Source organism: Caballeronia sp. LZ029 (genome assembly GCF_031451275.1).
GTDB classification, from domain to species: Bacteria; Pseudomonadota; Gammaproteobacteria; order Burkholderiales; family Burkholderiaceae; genus Caballeronia; species Caballeronia jiangsuensis.
In genome coordinates this window covers 1,538,979-1,556,422 of sequence record NZ_JARUXO010000004.1, presented here as the reverse complement: position 1 = coordinate 1,556,422, position 17,444 = coordinate 1,538,979, and the positions used below count along the sequence as shown (strand labels likewise).

16 protein-coding genes are annotated in these 17,444 nt (G+C 64.3%); 5 read left to right on the top strand and 11 right to left on the bottom strand.

The window, feature by feature from the left end; translation table 11 throughout:
- Window positions 1-89 precede the first annotated feature (89 nt).
- Window positions 90-425, bottom strand: a complete 336-nt coding sequence (locus QCE73_RS33065) for a hypothetical protein (protein ID WP_309885178.1) — start codon at window positions 423-425, stop codon at window positions 90-92.
- 157 nt (window positions 426-582) lie between these two features.
- Between QCE73_RS33065 and QCE73_RS33060 the strand changes: the two genes are divergently transcribed.
- Window positions 583-1,875, top strand: a complete 1,293-nt coding sequence (locus QCE73_RS33060) for an FUSC family protein (protein WP_309885177.1) — start codon at window positions 583-585, stop codon at window positions 1,873-1,875.
- Window positions 1,876-1,902: 27 nt separating this feature from the next.
- Here QCE73_RS33060 and zwf read toward each other — a convergent pair whose 3' ends face one another.
- From zwf to QCE73_RS33030, 6 genes are all read right to left on the bottom strand, one after another.
- Entirely contained in the window at window positions 1,903-3,378 is a 1,476-nt protein-coding gene (gene zwf / locus QCE73_RS33055) for a glucose-6-phosphate dehydrogenase (RefSeq protein WP_309885176.1), read from the bottom strand.
- Between the two features lie 175 nt (window positions 3,379-3,553).
- Window positions 3,554-4,453: a LysR family transcriptional regulator gene (locus tag QCE73_RS33050; protein ID WP_035502838.1), complete on the bottom strand. Its 900-nt coding sequence runs from the start codon at window positions 4,451-4,453 to the stop codon at window positions 3,554-3,556.
- Window positions 4,454-4,544: 91 nt separating this feature from the next.
- Window positions 4,545-6,632 (bottom strand): pyridoxamine 5'-phosphate oxidase family protein, encoded by a 2,088-nt coding sequence (locus QCE73_RS33045; RefSeq protein WP_309885175.1) that lies wholly within the window; start codon window positions 6,630-6,632, stop codon window positions 4,545-4,547.
- A gap of 52 nt (window positions 6,633-6,684) precedes the next feature.
- Window positions 6,685-7,305, bottom strand: coding sequence for a glutathione S-transferase (locus tag QCE73_RS33040; protein ID WP_309885174.1), 621 nt, complete (start codon window positions 7,303-7,305; stop codon window positions 6,685-6,687).
- Window positions 7,306-7,463: 158 nt separating this feature from the next.
- Window positions 7,464-7,766: a hypothetical protein gene (locus tag QCE73_RS33035; RefSeq protein ID WP_035502845.1), complete on the bottom strand. Its 303-nt coding sequence runs from the start codon at window positions 7,764-7,766 to the stop codon at window positions 7,464-7,466.
- A 102-nt stretch (window positions 7,767-7,868) separates the two neighbouring features.
- The gene (locus tag QCE73_RS33030; protein ID WP_309885303.1) at window positions 7,869-8,051 is read right to left on the bottom strand and encodes a DUF1289 domain-containing protein; all 183 of its coding nucleotides are present in this window, start codon (window positions 8,049-8,051) and stop codon (window positions 7,869-7,871) included.
- Window positions 8,052-8,330: 279 nt separating this feature from the next.
- Here QCE73_RS33030 and QCE73_RS33025 point away from each other — a divergent pair, with 279 nt between their 5' ends.
- On the top strand, window positions 8,331-10,334 hold the full coding sequence (locus QCE73_RS33025; protein WP_035502846.1) for an AI-2E family transporter: 2,004 nt from the start codon (window positions 8,331-8,333) through the stop codon (window positions 10,332-10,334).
- 14 nt (window positions 10,335-10,348) lie between these two features.
- On the opposite strand, the gene QCE73_RS33020 is transcribed toward QCE73_RS33025, so the two are convergent.
- The 3 genes from QCE73_RS33020 to QCE73_RS33010 form a co-directional block, all read right to left on the bottom strand.
- Window positions 10,349-10,582 (bottom strand): hypothetical protein, encoded by a 234-nt coding sequence (locus tag QCE73_RS33020; protein ID WP_035502848.1) that lies wholly within the window; start codon window positions 10,580-10,582, stop codon window positions 10,349-10,351.
- Between the two features lie 67 nt (window positions 10,583-10,649).
- Entirely contained in the window at window positions 10,650-12,209 is a 1,560-nt protein-coding gene (locus QCE73_RS33015) for a methyl-accepting chemotaxis protein (RefSeq protein ID WP_309885173.1), read from the bottom strand.
- Window positions 12,210-12,361: 152 nt separating this feature from the next.
- Window positions 12,362-13,156 (bottom strand): 3-hydroxybutyrate dehydrogenase, encoded by a 795-nt coding sequence (locus tag QCE73_RS33010; RefSeq protein WP_309885172.1) that lies wholly within the window; start codon window positions 13,154-13,156, stop codon window positions 12,362-12,364.
- A gap of 779 nt (window positions 13,157-13,935) precedes the next feature.
- Between QCE73_RS33010 and QCE73_RS33005 the strand changes: the two genes are divergently transcribed.
- Entirely contained in the window at window positions 13,936-14,466 is a 531-nt protein-coding gene (locus QCE73_RS33005; RefSeq protein ID WP_187605441.1) for a GNAT family N-acetyltransferase, read from the top strand.
- A gap of 4 nt (window positions 14,467-14,470) precedes the next feature.
- Here the strand turns inward: QCE73_RS33005 and QCE73_RS33000 are convergent, their stop codons facing one another.
- The gene (locus QCE73_RS33000) at window positions 14,471-15,466 is read right to left on the bottom strand and encodes a GlxA family transcriptional regulator (protein ID WP_035502854.1); all 996 of its coding nucleotides are present in this window, start codon (window positions 15,464-15,466) and stop codon (window positions 14,471-14,473) included.
- A 438-nt stretch (window positions 15,467-15,904) separates the two neighbouring features.
- On the opposite strand from QCE73_RS33000, the gene QCE73_RS32995 reads away from it, so the two are divergent.
- Window positions 15,905-16,876, top strand: coding sequence for a dipeptidase (locus QCE73_RS32995; protein WP_035502855.1), 972 nt, complete (start codon window positions 15,905-15,907; stop codon window positions 16,874-16,876).
- A 33-nt stretch (window positions 16,877-16,909) separates the two neighbouring features.
- The gene (locus QCE73_RS32990) at window positions 16,910-17,440 is read left to right on the top strand and encodes a DUF5943 domain-containing protein (protein WP_035502857.1); all 531 of its coding nucleotides are present in this window, start codon (window positions 16,910-16,912) and stop codon (window positions 17,438-17,440) included.
- Window positions 17,441-17,444 lie beyond the last annotated feature (4 nt).

Genomic DNA, 17,444 nt, shown 5'->3' with positions numbered 1-17,444 from the left:
TAATCGCAAAGCGGCGTAACTCGTTAAAGGAATCGCGCCGCTTGCTCGCTCAATGCTGCGGCGAAAGTCGCGGTGTTCCTTCTTCGCCTTCATGCGTTCGGGCGGTATCGACCAGATAGCCGCCGCCTGTCGATCTCGGCGAACGTCGCACCGCGCGCATCGCCGGATCGCGCCGCCGTTAGGATTGCGAACTCCAGACGGCGCGCGCCGATGCCCTCGACCGTGCGCAGCCCGGCGATGAATGCGGGCATGGCGTCGATCGCCAGCGCCGGATGATTGCGCACGCGCTTCGCTTTCTTGGGCGCGGCCAGCAGCTTGTCGAGATTGTCACGCCATGCGGCAGGGTTCACGCCCGGCTCTCGAAAGCCCTTGACCACGGGCCGATCCAGAATCGCCTCAATGCGGCCGCGCTGGCGCCTCGCCATTCTGGATCATGACGACCGTTCACGCGTTCTACAACCGCATCGCGCTGTTCGCACTTTCGCAGCTCGTGTAGCGGATTTGCCGCATCTCGTGCGGTTCGGCTTTGCATCTGGACGATCGGCGGCTACGCTCAAACCAGAGCCCGATATCACCAGAACGATGCCGACCGACGATTCCTCCCGCAGCGCCCGCACGATCCCGCCCGAAAGCGCCGCAGCCGTGGGCGCATTCGTCCACATCGTCGGCGATGCGTTTGCCGCGCTCGGGCGCGAACTCATCGCGATCAGACCGACGCCCGCCCGCGCGCTCTTCGCCACGCAGGCGATGCTGTCCGTCGGGCTCGCCGTGGCGCTCGCCTATGCGTTCCACCTGAGCAACATCTGGTGGGCGGCGATCAGCGGCTTCGCGGTGATGCAGTCGAAGTTCTCCGCGTGCGCGCAGCGCGGCGTGCAGCGCGTGGTCGGCACGGTCGCGGGCGCGATCATCGGCGCGGTGGCGGGCGCGACGATCGGCGACATGCTGTGGATCTTCGTGCCGTTCCTCGGCGTGATCGTGGGCGTGTCGGTGTATCGCGCGCTCGTGTCGGATGCGGGCTACGCGTGGGTGCTGGGCGCGGTGACGGCGTTGATGGTGACGTTCGAGGCGCATCGGCTCGTCTCCGCAGCGGCGACGGCGTCGTTCGCGCTGTTGCGGGTCGCGGAAGTGGTGGTCGGGACGGTGGCGTGCGTGGCCGTGTCGGCGCTCTTTCATGCGGGCGTGCAGCACTATCGCAAGTCGCGGGGCGCGCCGCCGGTGCCGCGCGCGCAGGCGGCATCCACGGTCGATCGTGTCGATGGCGTCAACGCGCAGGCCGTCACCGTCATTCCGTCCGATGCGGCGCAGGCCGTGCAGGCGCTCGATGCGACGCACATCGCGCGCGCGGAGCAGATCGCGCTCGCGATGCGCAAGCGCCTCGCGTGGCAGAGCGCGTGGTCGGTGATGATCCTGGCGTCGCTCGCGTACACATGGAATCTGTCCGGCTTCGCGCAGGCGATGGTGACGGCGGTCGCCGTGCTGATTCTGCCCGCATCGGCGCTCGGCAAGCCGACGCACAAGCCGATCGCCGAGCGCATGATCCAGCGCTTCATCGGCTGCCTGCTGGCGGGCGCGGTGAGCCTCGCGCTTCTGCCGTTACTGGGCGATAACGCGCTCGCCTGCATGGCGGCGCTGTGCGCGGGCGTGTGGATCGGCTGTCACGTGCAGACGGGCACGCAAGGCGCGAGCTATGTCGGCCGGCAGTTCAGCATCGCGTTCATCATGGTGTTCGTGCAGGACCATCACTGGTCGTCGGACCCGATGCCGGCGCTGATGAGGCTCGTGGGGATTCTGGGCGGGATCGTGGTGTTGTCGGGGGTGATGGCGTTAGGCGCGGCGTGGGCCGCGAGACGGACGTCGCACGTCGCGATGCGGTGAGCGAACGTCACCGCATCGCGCGATGCCTTAAGCCTCTTCCGCCCAGGCCTGATTCTCCCGCGCCATCAACGCACTCGACGCCGCCGGTCCGAACGTCCCCGCCGTATACCCGCGCGGCCGGTCGCCCAGTTCCTTCCAGCCGTTGAGAATCGGCTCGACCCACGTCCACGCCGCTTCCAGTTCATCGCGACGCATGAAGTGCGTGAGCCTGCCGCGAATCACGTCGATCAACAAACGCTCGTAGGCCTCGGCGCGGCGTTGCGTCATGGCCTGTTGCAGATCGAGATTGAGCGTGACCGGCTGCATGTGCATGCCGCTGCCCGGCTCCTTCGCCATCATCTGCAACTGGATCGACTCTTCCGGCTGCAACGTGATCGTCAGCCGGTTGCCGTAGTGACGCGGACCATCCGGGATGATCGAGAACGGCAGATCCGCGAAATCGATGACGATCTCCGAGCGGCGATTCTGCATGCGCTTACCGGTGCGCAGGAAAAACGGCACATTCGCCCAGCGCCAGTTGTTGATATGCGCGCGCACGGCGACGAACGTCTCCGCGCGGCTGTCGGGAGGCACGTTCTGTTCTTCGAGATAACCCTTCACCGCCTCGCCGCCCACCGCGCCCGCCGTGTACTGGCCGCGCACGGTGTCGCGTGCGGTATCGGCGACGGTCATCGGCCGCAGCGATTTCAGCACCTTCAGCTTTTCGTCGCGCACGGCGTCCGGATCGAGGGATACCGGCGGCTCCATCGCGACGATGCACAGCAGTTGCAGCAAGTGGTTCTGCACCATGTCGCGCAATGCGCCGGTGTGATCGTAGAAGCCCGCGCGGCTGCCCACGCCGACCGTCTCCGACACCGTGATCTGCACGCTCTTGATGTAAGGCGCCTGCCACAGCGGCCCGAAGATCGCATTGCCGAAGCGCAGCACCATCAGGTTCTGCACGGTTTCCTTGCCGAGATAATGGTCGATGCGATAGATCTGCTCTTCCTTGAAATGCTTGCCGACGGCGTCGTTGATCGCACGCGCGGAGGCGAGATCGTGGCCGAGCGGCTTTTCCAGCACGACGCGCGCGTGCTCGTCGAGAATGCCGGCGTTGTCGAGGTTCTCGCAGATGGTCACGAAAAGCTCCGGCGACGTCGACAGATAAAGCACGCGCTGCGAGCCCGGACGCACGGCCTGCGCGAGACGCTGGAAGTCGCCGGGATTCTCGACGTCGACGCGCACATAGTCGAAGAGCGCGAGAAATTTGTCCCACGACTGCGCGTCGAACGCTTTCGCGTCGATGAACGGACGCGCCTGTTCTTCCATGAAATTCTTGAGGTAATCCTCGCGCGCCCAGTCCTTGCGGCCGATCGCGAGAATGCGCGTGTCGGCGGGCAGGTTGCAGTGCATGTGCGCCATGTAGAGCGCGGGCAGCAGCTTGCGCGCCGCCAGGTCTCCGCCGCCGCCGAAGATGATCATGTCGAGCGGGCGTTCATTCGAGGGAGCAGTTGGATTCGTCATGGTGCGTGAGCCGGTAAAGGTTCAGAAAAGCCGAAAGCGCGCCGATCGGTGCGATCGTTCGAGACAGCTATGTTGCATGTTTTGCCGCTACTTTGCACGGCAGTCGTGCTAACGCCCGTTCGATTCGCCGGACGATGGACGAAATGTCACTCGCGGCGCGTATGTTTAGCGCGCTTCAGCGCAACGAGTCGTCCGCTCGCAGCGTCGACACGGCGAGATCGAGGAACGCGCGCACCTTCTGCGTGACATGGCGTCCTTCGCGATGCACGAGATGGATCGGCAAGGGCGGCGGCTCGAATTCGGGCAGCACGATCACGAGACGCCCTTCGCTGACATCCTGCGCGACCTGATACGACATGAGCCGCGCGATGCCGAAATCCGCGAGCGCGGCGGCAATCGCGGAATCGTTGGTGGTCGTCGAGATTCGCGGATGAGCGCGCACGAGAAACTGCCGCTCGCCGTCCTGAAGGCGCCATTCCGGCGACGACGACGAACCCGTCGACGCGATGATCACATGCTCCGCGAGATCGTCGGGATGACGCGGCGTGCCGTGCGCTTCGAGATAGGCGGGCGACGCGCACAGCACGCGCCGCACGCGTCCGACGTTGATCGCCTGCAGCGAGGAATCCGGCAATTGCGCGATGCGCACCGCCACGTCGATGCCCTCATCGACGAGATTCACGACTCGATCGACGAACCAGCAGCTCGCGTCGGCTTCGGGATAACGGCGCAGATAGTCGAGCACGACCGGCGTGACGTGCAGCCGGCCGAACATCACCGGCGCGGTGATCGAGAGCAGGCCGCGCGGCGACGAATGCGTGCCCGTCGCGGAAAGCTCGGCGGTATCGATCTCGCCGAGAATGCGCCGGCAGTCCTCGAAATAGCCGCTGCCGGCGTCGGTGAGACGCACGACGCGCGTCGTGCGCGTGAGCAGGCGCACGCCGAGATGCTCTTCGAGCTCCGTCACGACGCGGCTCACGACCGACGGCGAGACATCGAGCTTGCGCGCCGCCGATGCGAAGCCACCGGTTTCGACCACCGTGACGAAGGTCGTCATTGCCTGTATACGGTCCATGGGAGAGCCCGAGGCATGCAAGCATGAAGGATGCCGTGCATTCTCGGGGATATATGCGCGGGGCACAATCCACGACCGCTTCACACAGGAATCAAAGATCGAGTTCCAGCTTGCCGCCCTCGTCCGCGGCGGGCACTGCGCAACAGATCAGCGCTTCGTCGTCGCCGACATGGAAAGCCGGCTCGCTTTCATACGACACCGCGCCCTGCGCGATGCGCGTCCTGCACGTGCCGCACGTGCCGCCCCGGCAGTTGAACTCCGGCGAAAGGCCGCTCGCTTCGGCCAGTTCCAGCAAGGTGCCGCTGCCGGGTTTCCATTGCGCGCTCGTTCCCGACTTGAGGAATTCGATCTTCATCGGCTCGGTCGCGGCGGGGCGCATCGGCTTCACGTCGGCGCCGCGATCCGCTGTGCGCTTCAGCGCCGAAGGGCCGAACGCCTCCGCGTGAATGCGTCCGTCGGAAACGTTGAGCGCGCGCAGGCCGTCGTAGATCGACTGCATGAACGTGCCCGGACCGCACAGATAGAAGTCGTAGTCGTTGAAAGGCAGGCGGCTCGTCAGCAGATCGATGTCGATGCGCCCCGATGCATCGTAATCGCGCCCGAGCCGCGCGCCGTTCGTATCGCTCAGCACGCGGATCACGTTCACCGCGCCGCCCGCGCTTTGCTCGAGCGCATCGATTTCCTGCGCGAACGCGCGGCTCGCGAGCGAATGCGACGACACGATCATCCACACCGGACGAACGCGGCGCTTTCTCAGGCCTTCATAAACCACGTGCCGGAGCATCGCGAGCATCGGCGTGATGCCGACGCCCGCCGCCATCAGCACGGCCGGGCGACGCTCCAGCGCATCGATCGTGAAGTCGCCGGCGGGCGCGCGCGCTTCGATCGCGTCGCCGACCTTCAGCGTGTCGTGCAGATGCGCCGATACGCGTCCGTCGCGCTTCACGCTGATGCGATACAGCCCGTCCGATGGCGCGACCGACAGCGTGTACGTGCGAATCAGCGGCTTCGCATCGCCCGGCAGCGTGACGCGTATCGGCAGATGCTGGCCGGCCTTGTGCGGAACGATGCCCGCGCCATCGGCCGGTTCGAGATGGAAGGAGCGGATCGCATCGCTTTCATCGACGATCTTGCTCACGCGGAACGTCCGCCATACGTTCGCGAGCGCGGCGGCCTTGAGGCGCTCGGCCACCTGATCCCAGTCGCCGGTCATCAGCGAATTGGGCGACGCGCCTTCGCTACGCGCCTTCCACCGCAGCGGCAGCGCGCCCGCGCGATACACGATGCGGCGCGGCGTGAAGCGCCACAGCCGTTCCGCGCCCTGGAACGCGGCGGTTTCCCGGGAATCGAGCAGCACTTCGGCGTTGCCCGCGAGTTGCAGCACGTCGCCGGTGTCGAAGTCCGCGAACACGAGCCCCGCGCGGCCGTTCACGAGGATGTTGCCGAGCGTGTTGAAGAAGAGATTGCCCGCGAAATCCGGGATCGTGAGCGTGCCGTCGTCCGCGAGGCGCACGAAGCCCGGCTTGCCGCCGCGATGCGACACGTCCACTTGCCGATGCCCGTCCTCGCGATCGAAATACGACGCGACGAAGAACGTGTCCGCGCCCGTGATCATCGCCTTGGCGCGCGGCGAAAGCGCGTCGAGCATGACCGGCTGCACGGACGAGGGCACGGTCGGATCGCGCACGAATTCGAAATCGCGCAACTGGATGTATTGCGGGCAATTGCCGTAGCTCTGCTCGACGGCCACGTCGAATTCGACGTTCGCGCCATCGCGACGAATCACGCCGTTCATGCGGTTGCGGCGGCGCGTGTGCATCTCGATGCCGAGCAGGCCGATCGACGCGCCGTCGTTCATGCCGGCGTCGGCGGGATCGAGCGGATCGCGCGCGGGGCTCATCGACAGGGTTTTCGAATCCGGCGTGCGCATGAAGCCGGGACGCCCGGCGAGCAGCGTCGCCCACGGATCGCCGTGTTCATCGACCGCGCCCGCCACGATGAACGGCAACTGCGCGAAGAACTGGCGATGCTGATCCGGCATGTGATCGCGCACGACGCGCCGCCCGACGCCGTCCATGCGCTCATCGACGCCGAAAGCCTTCTGGATGGCGATTTCGCCGGGATGCCACGGCGAGGGCGTGGCGACTTTTGGAACATCGGCGAGCGCGGAAGCGGACATGATCGTATGCCTCTTCGATTCAGGCGCGGCGGCGGAAGCCGCCGCGCTAACTTTACGCCGCGAGACCCGCGGCTGTCTTTTGGAACGGCACGAAGCCGGGCAACGCTTCGACGCGCGCGAGCCACGCGTTCACGTTCGCGTAGCCGGAGATATCGACGTTGCCTTCGGGCGCGCTCGAGATATAGCTGTAGAGCGCGATATCCGCGATGGTCGGATGCGCGGCGCCGGTATCCGCGATCCAGTCGCGCTGCGCCAGTTCCGCATCGATCACCTTGAGCACGGCGTGCGCGCGGGCGATGACTTCCTCCGCGTTGAATGTCGCGCCGAACACGGTGATGAGACGCGCCGCGCCGGGTCCGAACGCGATCTGACCGGCCGCGACCGAGAGCCAGCGCTGCACTGCGGCGGCTTCGGCGGGCGTGTCGGGCAGCCATGTCGTCGCGCCGGCCTTCTTCGCGAGATAGACGAGGATCGCGTTCGAATCGGCGATGACCGCATCGCCGTCGATAAGCACGGGAATCTGTCCGAAGCGATTCAGCTTGAGGTACTCGGGCGTCTTGTGCGCGGCGGCCGCGAGATCGACGAATTCTGCTTCGTGATCGATTCCGAGCAGATTCAGAAAGAGACGCGCACGGTGCGCATGCCCGGACAGCGGATGGTAGTAGATCTTCACGGCAGATTCCCTGATTCGGTTGGCGGCCGGGAGAAGTCCCGTCCTCTGAATCAAGTATCGGTTTTTGCCGTGAGAAGGAGAATAGCGGCGGAATTCAAATCACCATTCTCGAAACGAGAATGGTGATCGCGAGTTTCGTTGCTTCGCTCACGCGGGATCTATTCGCCGCGCGGCACGTTCGCCTTGTTGCCCGCGAGCGGTGAGCCGTAGCCGCCACTGTTGGCGTTGTTCGGAAGACCGTTGACGAGCTGCGCGCGCGGATCGCTCGGATTGAGATTGAGCTCGCCCGCCTGCGCGTTGCCGTGCGTCGGATATTGACTGCCGAGCGGCGCGTTCGGCATGAGCTTCGTGCTGTTCTGCGGCGCGTACATGTCGGTCTCGACGCTCGGATGCAACTGCGCGAACGCCGATGTGGCGGCAAAGGCGGATGCGAAAACGAATGCGGCACAAGTCACTTTCATGGTCGACTCCCTGCAAAGTCACATTCAGTGTAGTCCGCGCGCGGGACGAAACGCGCCATCACCCTTTCGCCGACCAGTCCAGCCTTTGTTCTTTCGCGATGCCTACTTCCGGTGCTTCTTGAGCCTGGCCCGGCGCCTGGGCCTTTCGTCGATGATGCGCGCGCGATGCTTGTCCTTCATTTTCTTCCATTGTTTGCATTCGTCCTTCGTGCGCAGACAGCCGATACACAGACCAGTCTTCTCGTCGAACTTGCAGATGCTGATGCAGGGTGAATCGACTGCCATGATGTCCTTGTCCAAGAGCGGCGGCGAAAAGCCAATGTCGCATGCGCGCGGTTCGCGCATCCAACTGATTGTTCCGATCATCCCGATAGAGCACGGCGCGGACCCGCACCGTTCCCGTATCGCCTCACCGTTGAAGCGATTGCAGTAGAATTCGGCTCCCGCATAGACTCACCTCAATGGCGACGGGCGCTGCCACTACGGCATGCGCCTTGCTTGATCGTTGCACGCTCCGCACAGTCGTGCGCCGCCGGACTTCCTATAGAAAGCGAGCCAATCCCCATGCCGCAAGCACCCGTGCCGCGCCGGCCACCCGCGAAGATCCTGCCGCCCGAAGCGCCCGGCGTGCGCGCGCTGGCGTCGCTGGTGACGGGCGTCATCATCATTTGCGCGCTGTACTTCGGCCGCGCGGTGATGATCCCGATCATCCTCGCGATTCTGCTGAGCTTTCTGCTCGCGCCTTTCGTCGATCTCCTGCGGCGGCTGCGGCTCGGTCAGGTGCCGTCGGTGATCGTGGCGGTGTTGATCGCGCTATCCGTGCTGACCGCTGTCGGCGCGCTGATCGGCGCGCAGGTCGCGCAGCTCGCGGGCGATCTGCCGAAATATCAGGTCGCGGTCGAACGCAAGATCGATTCCGTGCAGCGCGTGACGGTCGGCCGTGCCGATGAATTTCTCGGCCGCGCGTCGCGTGCGTTGAAGCGGCTTTCGCCCGCCGCCCGCGAGCAGGAGCAGAAGAAGGAGGACAACCCGACCTCATCGCCGATCGATCAGCCGATGCCCGTCGAAGTCCACGAGCCCACGCCGACGCCGCTGGAACTGGCGCAGCGCTTTCTGTCGCCGATCGTCAGTCCGCTGGAAACCACGGGCATCGTGCTCGTCGTCGCGGTGTTCATCCTTTTGCAGCGAGAGGATCTGCGCGACCGGCTGATACGGCTTTTCGGCTCGCGCGATCTGCATCGCGCCACTACCGCGATGGACGAGGCCGCGCGGCGTCTGTCGCGCTACTTCCTCGCGCAGCTCGGCATCAATGCGGGCGTGGGCATCATCATCGCGATCGGGCTTGCGATCATCGGCGTGCCGGGCGCGCTCCTGTTCGGCGTGATGACCGCGCTGCTGCGCTTCGTGCCCTACGTCGGCACGTGGATCGCGGCGATCGTCGCGGTCGTGTTCGCGGCGGCGGTCGGTCCGGGCTGGGCGATGCTCGTGTGGACCGTCATCCTCTTCGGCGTCACCGATATCCTCGCGGGTCAGGTCGTCGAGCCGCTCCTTTACGGGCACAGCACGGGGCTTTCGCCGTTCGCCGTGATCGTCGCGGCGATCTTCTGGAGCTGGATCTGGGGGCCGATCGGCCTCGTGCTCTCGACGCCGCTCACCTTGTGCCTCGTGATTCTGGGCCGTCATGTCGATCGCCTCGAATTTCTCGACGTGCTGTTCGGCGACCGGCCCGCGCTCACGCCCGCCGAGAACTTCTATCAGCGCCTGCTCGCGAACGATCCGGACGAAGCGCTCGTGCAGGCCGAGACGCTGCTCAAGGAGCGTTCGCTGATCGCGTATTACGACGAAGTCGCGCTGGAAGGCCTGCGCTACGCCCACAACGACGTGCTGCGCGGCGTCGTGACGGCGGAACAGTTGAGGCGCATCAACGAATCCGCGCTCGACATCATCGAAGGACTGGAAGACGCCGACGATATCGCCGTGACCGTCGAGCGCAAGGAAGGGCCGCCCGCGAGCCTCGATTCTCCCGACGACACGCCTGGCGTGGTCCACGAGACGCCGCCCGCGCGCTTCGATGCGCAGAAGGAAGGCCACACGGCGTCGGTGCTATGCATCGCGGGGAGAAGCGAGCTCGACGATCTCGCGGCGACCATCGCCGTGCAGCTTTTTCGCAAGCACGGCCTGTACGCGGATCTCGCGGGCTACGAGCGCTTCTCGCGCGGACGCTTCAGCGAAGTCGATCTCGCGGGCGTGACGATCATTTGCGTGGTGTCGTTCGATGCGGCCGAGTCGCCGCCGTATCTGCGCAACCTGTTGCGGCGCCTGCATCAGCGGGCGTCATCGGCCGAGCTGATCGTCGGGCTGGTGTTCCCCGAAAGCCCGCTGCAAGGCGAAGTGCTGGTGCGCACGAGTTCGGCGGCGGTGTCGTTCCGGGAGCTGGTCGAGGCCTGCGTGGCGGCCGCCCGCCGCCAGTCCGGCGACGGCGTGCCGTGGGCAGGTCTGACCGACACGACCGGCGAGGCCGCGCTGAGCGGCCCGAGCGAGGACGTGCCGGAATTGCGTAATGCCTGAACGTGACGACGCGCCTAGCGGTTGCCGTCGAACAGATCGTTGAGCATGGTGTCGAAGGCGGCTTGCGCGTCTTCGAGCTCCTGAAGCGCGGCATCGAAAGTCTGCAGCGCCATCTGCGACGGACGGGCGTCGCCTTCGGGCGGAAAGTGCTTTTGCAGCGACAGGAAAGCGGACTGAACCTGACGCGTCGCGTTGACGATACGTTCCATCGCTCGCGCTTCTTCCGCGCGATTGTTCTCAGCGGTCATCGGACACACTCCTCGTTGGCAATGTCCCGATAGTACCAAGCGATGCGCTTTTCGACGCTGCCCGATCTCAAGCTTTCGCGACCGTGAAGAGCCGCACGGCTTCGTCGAGCACCACGGCGCGTTCCGCGAGGCGCTGCGCGGTGGCCGCCGCCTGTTCGACGAGCGCGGCGTTCTGCTGGGTCGAATCGTCGAGATGCGCGACCGCCTGATTCACCTGCGCGATGCCCTCGGCCTGCTCGCCGCTCGCCTTCGCCACTTCCATGATGATCGTCGATACGCGGTTGACCGCTTCGTCGATGGCGCGCATCTGGCTCGTCGTGCGCGTGACTAGGCTCGTGCCTTCCTCGATCTGCGCGACGCTCGTCGCCACCACGCCTTCGATTTCCTTCGCCGATGCCGCGCAGCGCTGCGCCAGATTGCGCACTTCGGTGGCGACGACCGCGAACGAGCGGCCCGCCTCGCCCGCGCGCGCCGCCTCGACGGCCGCGTTCAGCGCGAGGATATTGGTCTGGAACGCGATGCCGTCGATGACATCGGTGATGTCCGCGATGCGCCGCGACGCGGCCGTGATGCCCGCCATCGTCTGCTCGACCTGACTCGCGATGCGCCCGCCGTCGTCCGCCGCGGCCTGCGCTTCCCTGACGAGTTCGAGGGCGCGCACGGTGGCGTCGGCGTTGCCTTGCACGGTGGTGGTGAGTTGATCCATCGTCGCGGCGGTCTGTTCTAGCGACGCCGCCTGCATTTCCGTGCGGCGCGACAGGTCCGTGTTGCCGCTGGAAATCTCGTTGGCGGCGTCGAGCATGCCGCCGATCTGGCCGCGCACATCGAAGACGATCGCCGCGAGATTCGCCTTCAACTGGCCGAGCGCGCGCTGCACGTCGCCGAGATCGTCGTGGCGCGCATCGGGCATGTCGGCGGTCAGATCGCCTGCTGCCATGCGCGCGGCGAAGCCGGACATCGTGCGCACGGGTGCATCGACCTGACGCGACAGCGCGAGCCAGCCCGCGAAGCTCGCCACCGAGCCCACGCCCAGCGCGATCCAGAAGGGCAGCGGCGGCGCGCCGCGCCATCCGGCCAGCGCCGCGATCGATGTGGCGACGGGCACCGCCGCGAACGCGGTGCCCAGACGCGCGCTGACGGGCATGTTCGCGATCGCCGCGAGCTTGCCGGCGATGCCCTGCTTCACGAGCGCGCCGCGCACGAGCCTGTGCGACGCGTTGCCGGCTTTCATTTGCGCATAGAGCGCGGTGGCGTCGCGCACTTCCTCGCGCGTCGGCTTCACGCGCACGGACAGATAACCGACGACCTTGCCGTGCTCCATCACCGGCGTGACGTTCGCGCGCACCCAGTAGTGATCGCCGTTCTTGCGGCGATTCTTGACGAGCGCGGTCCACGAGCGGCCGGCGCGGACGGTCGCCCAGAGATCGGCGAAGGCTTCGCGCGGCATGTCGGGATGACGGATGATGTTGTGCGGCTGACCGATCAGCTCCTCGCGCGAGAAGCCGGACACCGACACGAACGCCGGATTGCAGTACTGGATGTTGCCGGAGAGATCGGTGGCGGAGACGAGCATCTCCGACGCGGGAAATTCGAACGCTTGCTGGGTGACGGGCTGGTTATTGCGCATGATGTCCTTGCTTCTGCCGATTCGCGCGCCGTCTTTGGAAGGGGGCGCGCGTCTGATTACAAGGACATAACGGCTAAAGGCCCCACGTTCTTTAGGGGATTCCGAGTAAAACGCTCAAGTGCGGCGGAATGACGCCGATAGGCGTACGCCGCTTACTGCGCGCTCCATCCGCCATCGATTTGCAGCGCCGAGCCGCGCATCTCGCTTGCGGCGTCGGAGCAGAGGAACACGGTCATGTCGCCGATCTGCTGCGCGGTCACGAACTGCGCGGACGGCTGCTTGTCGCCGAGCAGCTTCGCGCGGGCGGCATCGGGCGTGAGCGAGTCGCGGGCGGCGAGATCGTCGATCTGCTTTTGCACGAGCGGCGTGAGCACGAAGCCGGGGCAGATCGCGTTGACGGTCACGCCGGTGCGGGCGTTTTCGAGCGCGGCGACTTTGGTCAGCCCGAGAATGCCGTGCTTGGCGGCGACATAGGCGGACTTGCCTGCCGAGCCGACGAGCCCATGCACCGACGCGATGTTGATCACGCGGCCCCAGTTGCGCGCGCGCATTTGAGGGAGCGCGACGCGCATCGTGTGGAACGCCGAGCTCAGATTGATGGCGATGATCGCATCCCAGCGGTCGATCGGGAATTCGTCGATGGTCGCGACATGCTGGATGCCGGCATTGTTCACGAGGACATCGACGGCGCCGAAGGTTTCGTTCGCGAACGCGAGCATCGCTTCGATTTCATCGGGCTTCGTCATGTCGGCCGGATGATGCACGGCCTTCACGCCGGTCGCTTCGATTTGCTTCAGGGCGCCTTCGATATCGCCGAAGCCGTTGAGCACGAGGTTCGCGCCGGCTTGCGCGAGCGCCGTGGCGATGGCGAGGCCGATGCCGCTCGTCGAGCCGGTGACGAGAGCCGTTTTGCCAGCGAGCGATTTGTTCGATGCGGTTTGAGTCATACGAGGGTTGTTTTCCTTCGGGTTTGATGGGGTGCTGGGTGCTTGTGGAGTTTGGAACGGCCGTTGGCTCGGCGTAAATTGGGGTTTTCGGGCGATTGATTTGGTTTTTGGTGGGTGTCCCGGTTTCGTGTCGGTCTATTAGCACTGCCCCTCCCCGGGGCGGGGGTCACTTTCTTTGCTGCTGCAAAGAAAGTAACCAAAGAAAGCAGCTCGTTCAAGCCCGCGGTCACACGCACGTTGGCCATGCTTGCCAGCCGCCGATGGCCCTCGCCTAAGTGTCGCCCCCAAAGGCACAATCGGGCTTGGCTCGCGCACGGTCTGTCACATCGTACCGCTTGCTTCACTGGTTCAGCACCAAATGGCTCCGGCCCGCTACGCGGCCGACGGGTCAATTGAGTTTGCGTGCGCTTCTTTGCTGATGCCTCTCCTATAGATGGTTTCCCTCGCATACCCAACGGCAGCGCGTAGCGCTGTGCCGAAGCTCTTTCGTGCTGAACCAGCGCGCTGAAACCTCTCGGGCGGCAGACCGTGCGCGATCCAAGCCCGGTAAGTCCTTCGAGGGCGACACTTAGGCGAGTGCCGCTTCCTGCTGGCAAGCATGGCCAACGTGCGTGTGACCGCGGGCGATGAGAAGCTGCTTTCTTTGGTTACTTTCTTTGCAGCAGCAAAGAAAGTGACCCCCGCCCCGGGGAGGGGCAGTGCTAGTAGACCGACACGAAAACAGGATTCCATCGAAACCCAGGCAACCACTAACCAAAAATCGGCGTCATACTTGACGCATGAAGGCCGATTATCTCCGCACAGCGCTTTCCTTCCGCCTCGCGCGCCCCGCCGACGCTGCGGAGATCGCGCGCATCCACGTCAAGGCTTGGCAGGCCGCCTACCGTTCGATCTTTCCCGCCGAATTCCTCGATTCCCTTTCCGTCGCAAAGCGTCGAGCGCTATGGACCGATCTTATCGCCCGCGGCACGCCCCGCGTGATGCTAGCGGAACGCGACGACGTGATGCTGGGCTGGATAGCATGGGGACCATCGCGCGACCACGACAAAGGCAAAACGGATGCCGAAATCGAAGCCGTCTATATCGATCCGGCGCATTGGCGCAAGGGCGCGGGCCGAATGCTGATCGATGAAGCAATCAACGCCGCGGCGAGCGAAGGTTATCGGGAAATGACGCTCTGGGCGCTGGAAGAAAACGCGCACGGCCTGCGCTTTTATAAAGCGCTCGGCTTCGCGCTGGACGGCGTGTTCCGGACGGAAAGAGTCGGCGGCTGCGAAGTCTGCGAAACGCGCCTTCACATGTCGATCTGAGCGCTCACGCCACCATCGCCGGCACGGAAGACAGCGACGGCAATTGCTTGCGCCGTTCGCGCGTCGGCGCCGTGCCGAAAGCATCGCGATAGCTTTTCGAAAAATGGCACGCCGACTGGAAGCCGCACGCCATCGTGATATGCATGATCGACATATCGGTCTGCAGCAGCAATTCACGCGCGCGGCGCAAACGCAAAGTCAGGTAGTAATGCGTCGGCGTCATGCCGAGATGCTCGCGAAATAGCCGCTGCAATTGCCGTTGCGACATCCTCGCGAGCCGCGCCAGTTCTTCGCGCGATAAAGGCTCTTCGATATTGTTCTCCATCAGCGAGATCACTTCGAAGAGCGACTTGTTCGCCGATCCCAGCCGTGCCACCAAAGGCATGCGCTGCTGCGCGCTCGTATCCCGCACATGTTCGACGATGAACTGCTCGGCAATCTGCGTGACCCGCGCCGTCCCGACGCGCGCGGCGATCAGATTGAGCATCATGTCGAGCGGCGCGACGCCGCCCGTGCACGTCACGCGATCGCGGTCGATCACGAACAGCTCCTTGAGAAAGCGCGTGTCGGGAAACTCTTCCTTGAGCGCCGACATGTTCTCCCAGTGGATCGCGCACGCATAACCGGCGAGCAAACCGGCGCGGGCAAGCGCATAGGTGCCGGTGCAGAGCGAGCCGAGCACGCTGCCGGTACGCGCGAAGCGGCGCAAGGCTGATAGATGCGCGGGCGTCGTCGCGCGCTGCACGTCGATGCCGCCGACCACGAACACGATGTCAGGCTGTCCAACGCACTCCACCGGACCCGTATCGACGGAAAGGCCGTTGCTCGCCGTCACAGGGCCGCCCTCGGGACTCACGATCGACCATCGATAGAGCGGCTGCCCCGTCAGATAGTTCGCCATGCGCAGGACTTCGATCGCGTTGGTGAAAGCGATCATCGTGAAGTTGGGAAGCGGCATGAACGCGAAGTGTGACAGCGACGCCGTGCGATCGGAGGACATGTGAGAACTGATTCCTTGGAATCTATTTGTTGGCGCCGTCAGTGCGGCGCTTCGCCACTTTTTTAATTTTGGTTGGTAGTGCAACTACCATGCCATCAGGCTAAACCCTGAGCAATGCGAGGCGCGGCTCATGCTTCGCTGCGGGTGCGCACCGGCGCGGGGCCACGCGCCACAAGGCGCGCACTGCTAAAGCGCATGATCGTTCCGATGCAGTGCAGCAAATCACCTAGGTAAATGCGCTACACCGAATCGCAATTCGCCACTTGTCGAAAACAGACGCGCATGTCGGAAAAGGTAAAGAACACGTCTAAATTCATAAATTGACCGGCAGGCCAAAAGTCAAGAATAGACGCAACGACGAAGGCATCGATCAGGCGCTGCAAAGCCCGTCAGACCTGCGTCTTTCCCCCTCTACCCGGCAACGCGGAGCACACCCAGATGAGCACCCTCCACAACGACAGCATCATCATCGACGGACTGAACATTTCGAAGTTCGAGCGCTCCGTGTTCGAGGATATGAGGAAGGGCGGCGTCACCGCCGTGAACTGCACCGTGTCGGTGTGGGAAGACTTTCAGAAGACCATCGACAACATCGCGGAAATGAAGCAGCAGATCCGCGAGTACAGCGAGATTCTCACGCTCGTGCGCACCACCGACGACATCCTGCGCGCGAAGAAGGAGAACAAGACCGGCATCATCTTCGGCTTTCAGAACTCGTATGCGTTCGAGGACAACCTTGGTTATATCGAAGTGTTCAAGGAACTCGGCGTGAACGTGGTTCAGCTTTGCTACAACACGCAGAACCTCGTCGGCACGGGTTGCTATGAGCCGGACGGCGGCTTGTCGGGTTATGGCAAGGAAGTGATTCATGAGATGAATCGCGTGGGCATCATGGTGGATCTCTCGCATGTCGGCGCGAAGACTTCCTCCGATGCGATCGCCTGCTCGAAGAAGCCCGTCACGTACTCGCACTGCTGCCCGTCGGGGCTCAAGGATCATCCGCGCAACAAGACCGACGAGCAGTTGAGAGAGATTGCCGATGCCAACGGCTTCGTCGGCGTGACGATGTTCTCGCCGTTCCTCAAGAAAGGCCCGGATGCGACCGTCGAGGATTATCTCGAAGCGATCGAATACACGATCGATGTGATCGGCGAAGACAAGGTCGGCATCGGCACCGACTTCACGCAAGGCTACAGCACCGAATTCTTCGACTGGATCACGCACGACAAGGGCCGCTATCGCCGCCTGACGAACTTCGGCAAGGTCGTGAATCCGGAAGGCATCCGCACGATCGGCGAATTCCCGAATCTCACCGCCGCGATGGAAAAGGCGGGCTGGAGCGAGTCCCGCATCAAGAAGGTGATGGGCGAGAACTGGATGCGCTTCTTCGGCGAAGTCTGGAACGTCTGATCACTCTCACGACAAATACAAAGGAACCCTGCGATGCAACCTCAACTGCCTATCGACGTCGATGCGCAAACCGGCGTCTGGACCACCGACGCGCTGCCGATGCTCTACGTGCCCCGCCATTTCTTCACGAACAATCATGTCGCCGTCGAGGAAGCGCTCGGCCGCGAAGCGTATGCCGAGATTCTCTACAAGGCCGGCTACAAGTCCGCGTATCACTGGTGCGATAAAGAAGCGGAAAAGCACGGCATCAGCGGCATGGCGGTGTTCGAGCATTACCTGAAGCGTCTTTCGCAGCGCGGCTGGGGCCTGTTCGATATCGTCGAAGCCGATCCGGCGACATCGCATGCGCGCATCCATCTGCGTCACTCGTCGTTCGTGCTCCAGCAGCCGGGCAAAGAGGGCAAGCTCTGCTACATGTTCGCGGGCTGGTTCGCCGGCGCGATGGACTGGGTCAACGACACCGCGCCCGACAGCGCGAAGAAAGGCCCGCGCTCGAAGTCGATCGAGACGCAATGCGCCGCCGAAGGACACGATCACTGCGTGTTCGAAGTGTCGCCGCTGTAAGCGC

Coding starts and splice junctions, on each gene's coding strand:
- QCE73_RS33020 (WP_035502848.1), bottom strand. CDS start 10,582: ATGACCGCTGAGAACAATCGCGCGGAAGAAGCGCGAGCGATGGAACGT.
- QCE73_RS33000 (WP_035502854.1), bottom strand. CDS start 15,466: ATGTCCTCCGATCGCACGGCGTCGCTGTCACACTTCGCGTTCATGCCG.
- QCE73_RS33050 (WP_035502838.1), bottom strand. CDS start 4,453: ATGGACCGTATACAGGCAATGACGACCTTCGTCACGGTGGTCGAAACC.
- zwf (WP_309885176.1), bottom strand. CDS start 3,378: ATGACGAATCCAACTGCTCCCTCGAATGAACGCCCGCTCGACATGATC.
- QCE73_RS33045 (WP_309885175.1), bottom strand. CDS start 6,632: ATGTCCGCTTCCGCGCTCGCCGATGTTCCAAAAGTCGCCACGCCCTCG.
- QCE73_RS33025 (WP_035502846.1), top strand. CDS start 8,331: ATGCCGCAAGCACCCGTGCCGCGCCGGCCACCCGCGAAGATCCTGCCG.
- QCE73_RS33060 (WP_309885177.1), top strand. CDS start 583: ATGCCGACCGACGATTCCTCCCGCAGCGCCCGCACGATCCCGCCCGAA.
- QCE73_RS33010 (WP_309885172.1), bottom strand. CDS start 13,156: ATGACTCAAACCGCATCGAACAAATCGCTCGCTGGCAAAACGGCTCTC.
- QCE73_RS32995 (WP_035502855.1), top strand. CDS start 15,905: ATGAGCACCCTCCACAACGACAGCATCATCATCGACGGACTGAACATT.
- QCE73_RS33035 (WP_035502845.1), bottom strand. CDS start 7,766: ATGAAAGTGACTTGTGCCGCATTCGTTTTCGCATCCGCCTTTGCCGCC.
- QCE73_RS32990 (WP_035502857.1), top strand. CDS start 16,910: ATGCAACCTCAACTGCCTATCGACGTCGATGCGCAAACCGGCGTCTGG.
- QCE73_RS33015 (WP_309885173.1), bottom strand. CDS start 12,209: ATGCGCAATAACCAGCCCGTCACCCAGCAAGCGTTCGAATTTCCCGCG.
- QCE73_RS33005 (WP_187605441.1), top strand. CDS start 13,936: ATGAAGGCCGATTATCTCCGCACAGCGCTTTCCTTCCGCCTCGCGCGC.
- QCE73_RS33065 (WP_309885178.1), bottom strand. CDS start 425: ATGGCGAGGCGCCAGCGCGGCCGCATTGAGGCGATTCTGGATCGGCCC.
- QCE73_RS33030 (WP_309885303.1), bottom strand. CDS start 8,051: ATGGCAGTCGATTCACCCTGCATCAGCATCTGCAAGTTCGACGAGAAG.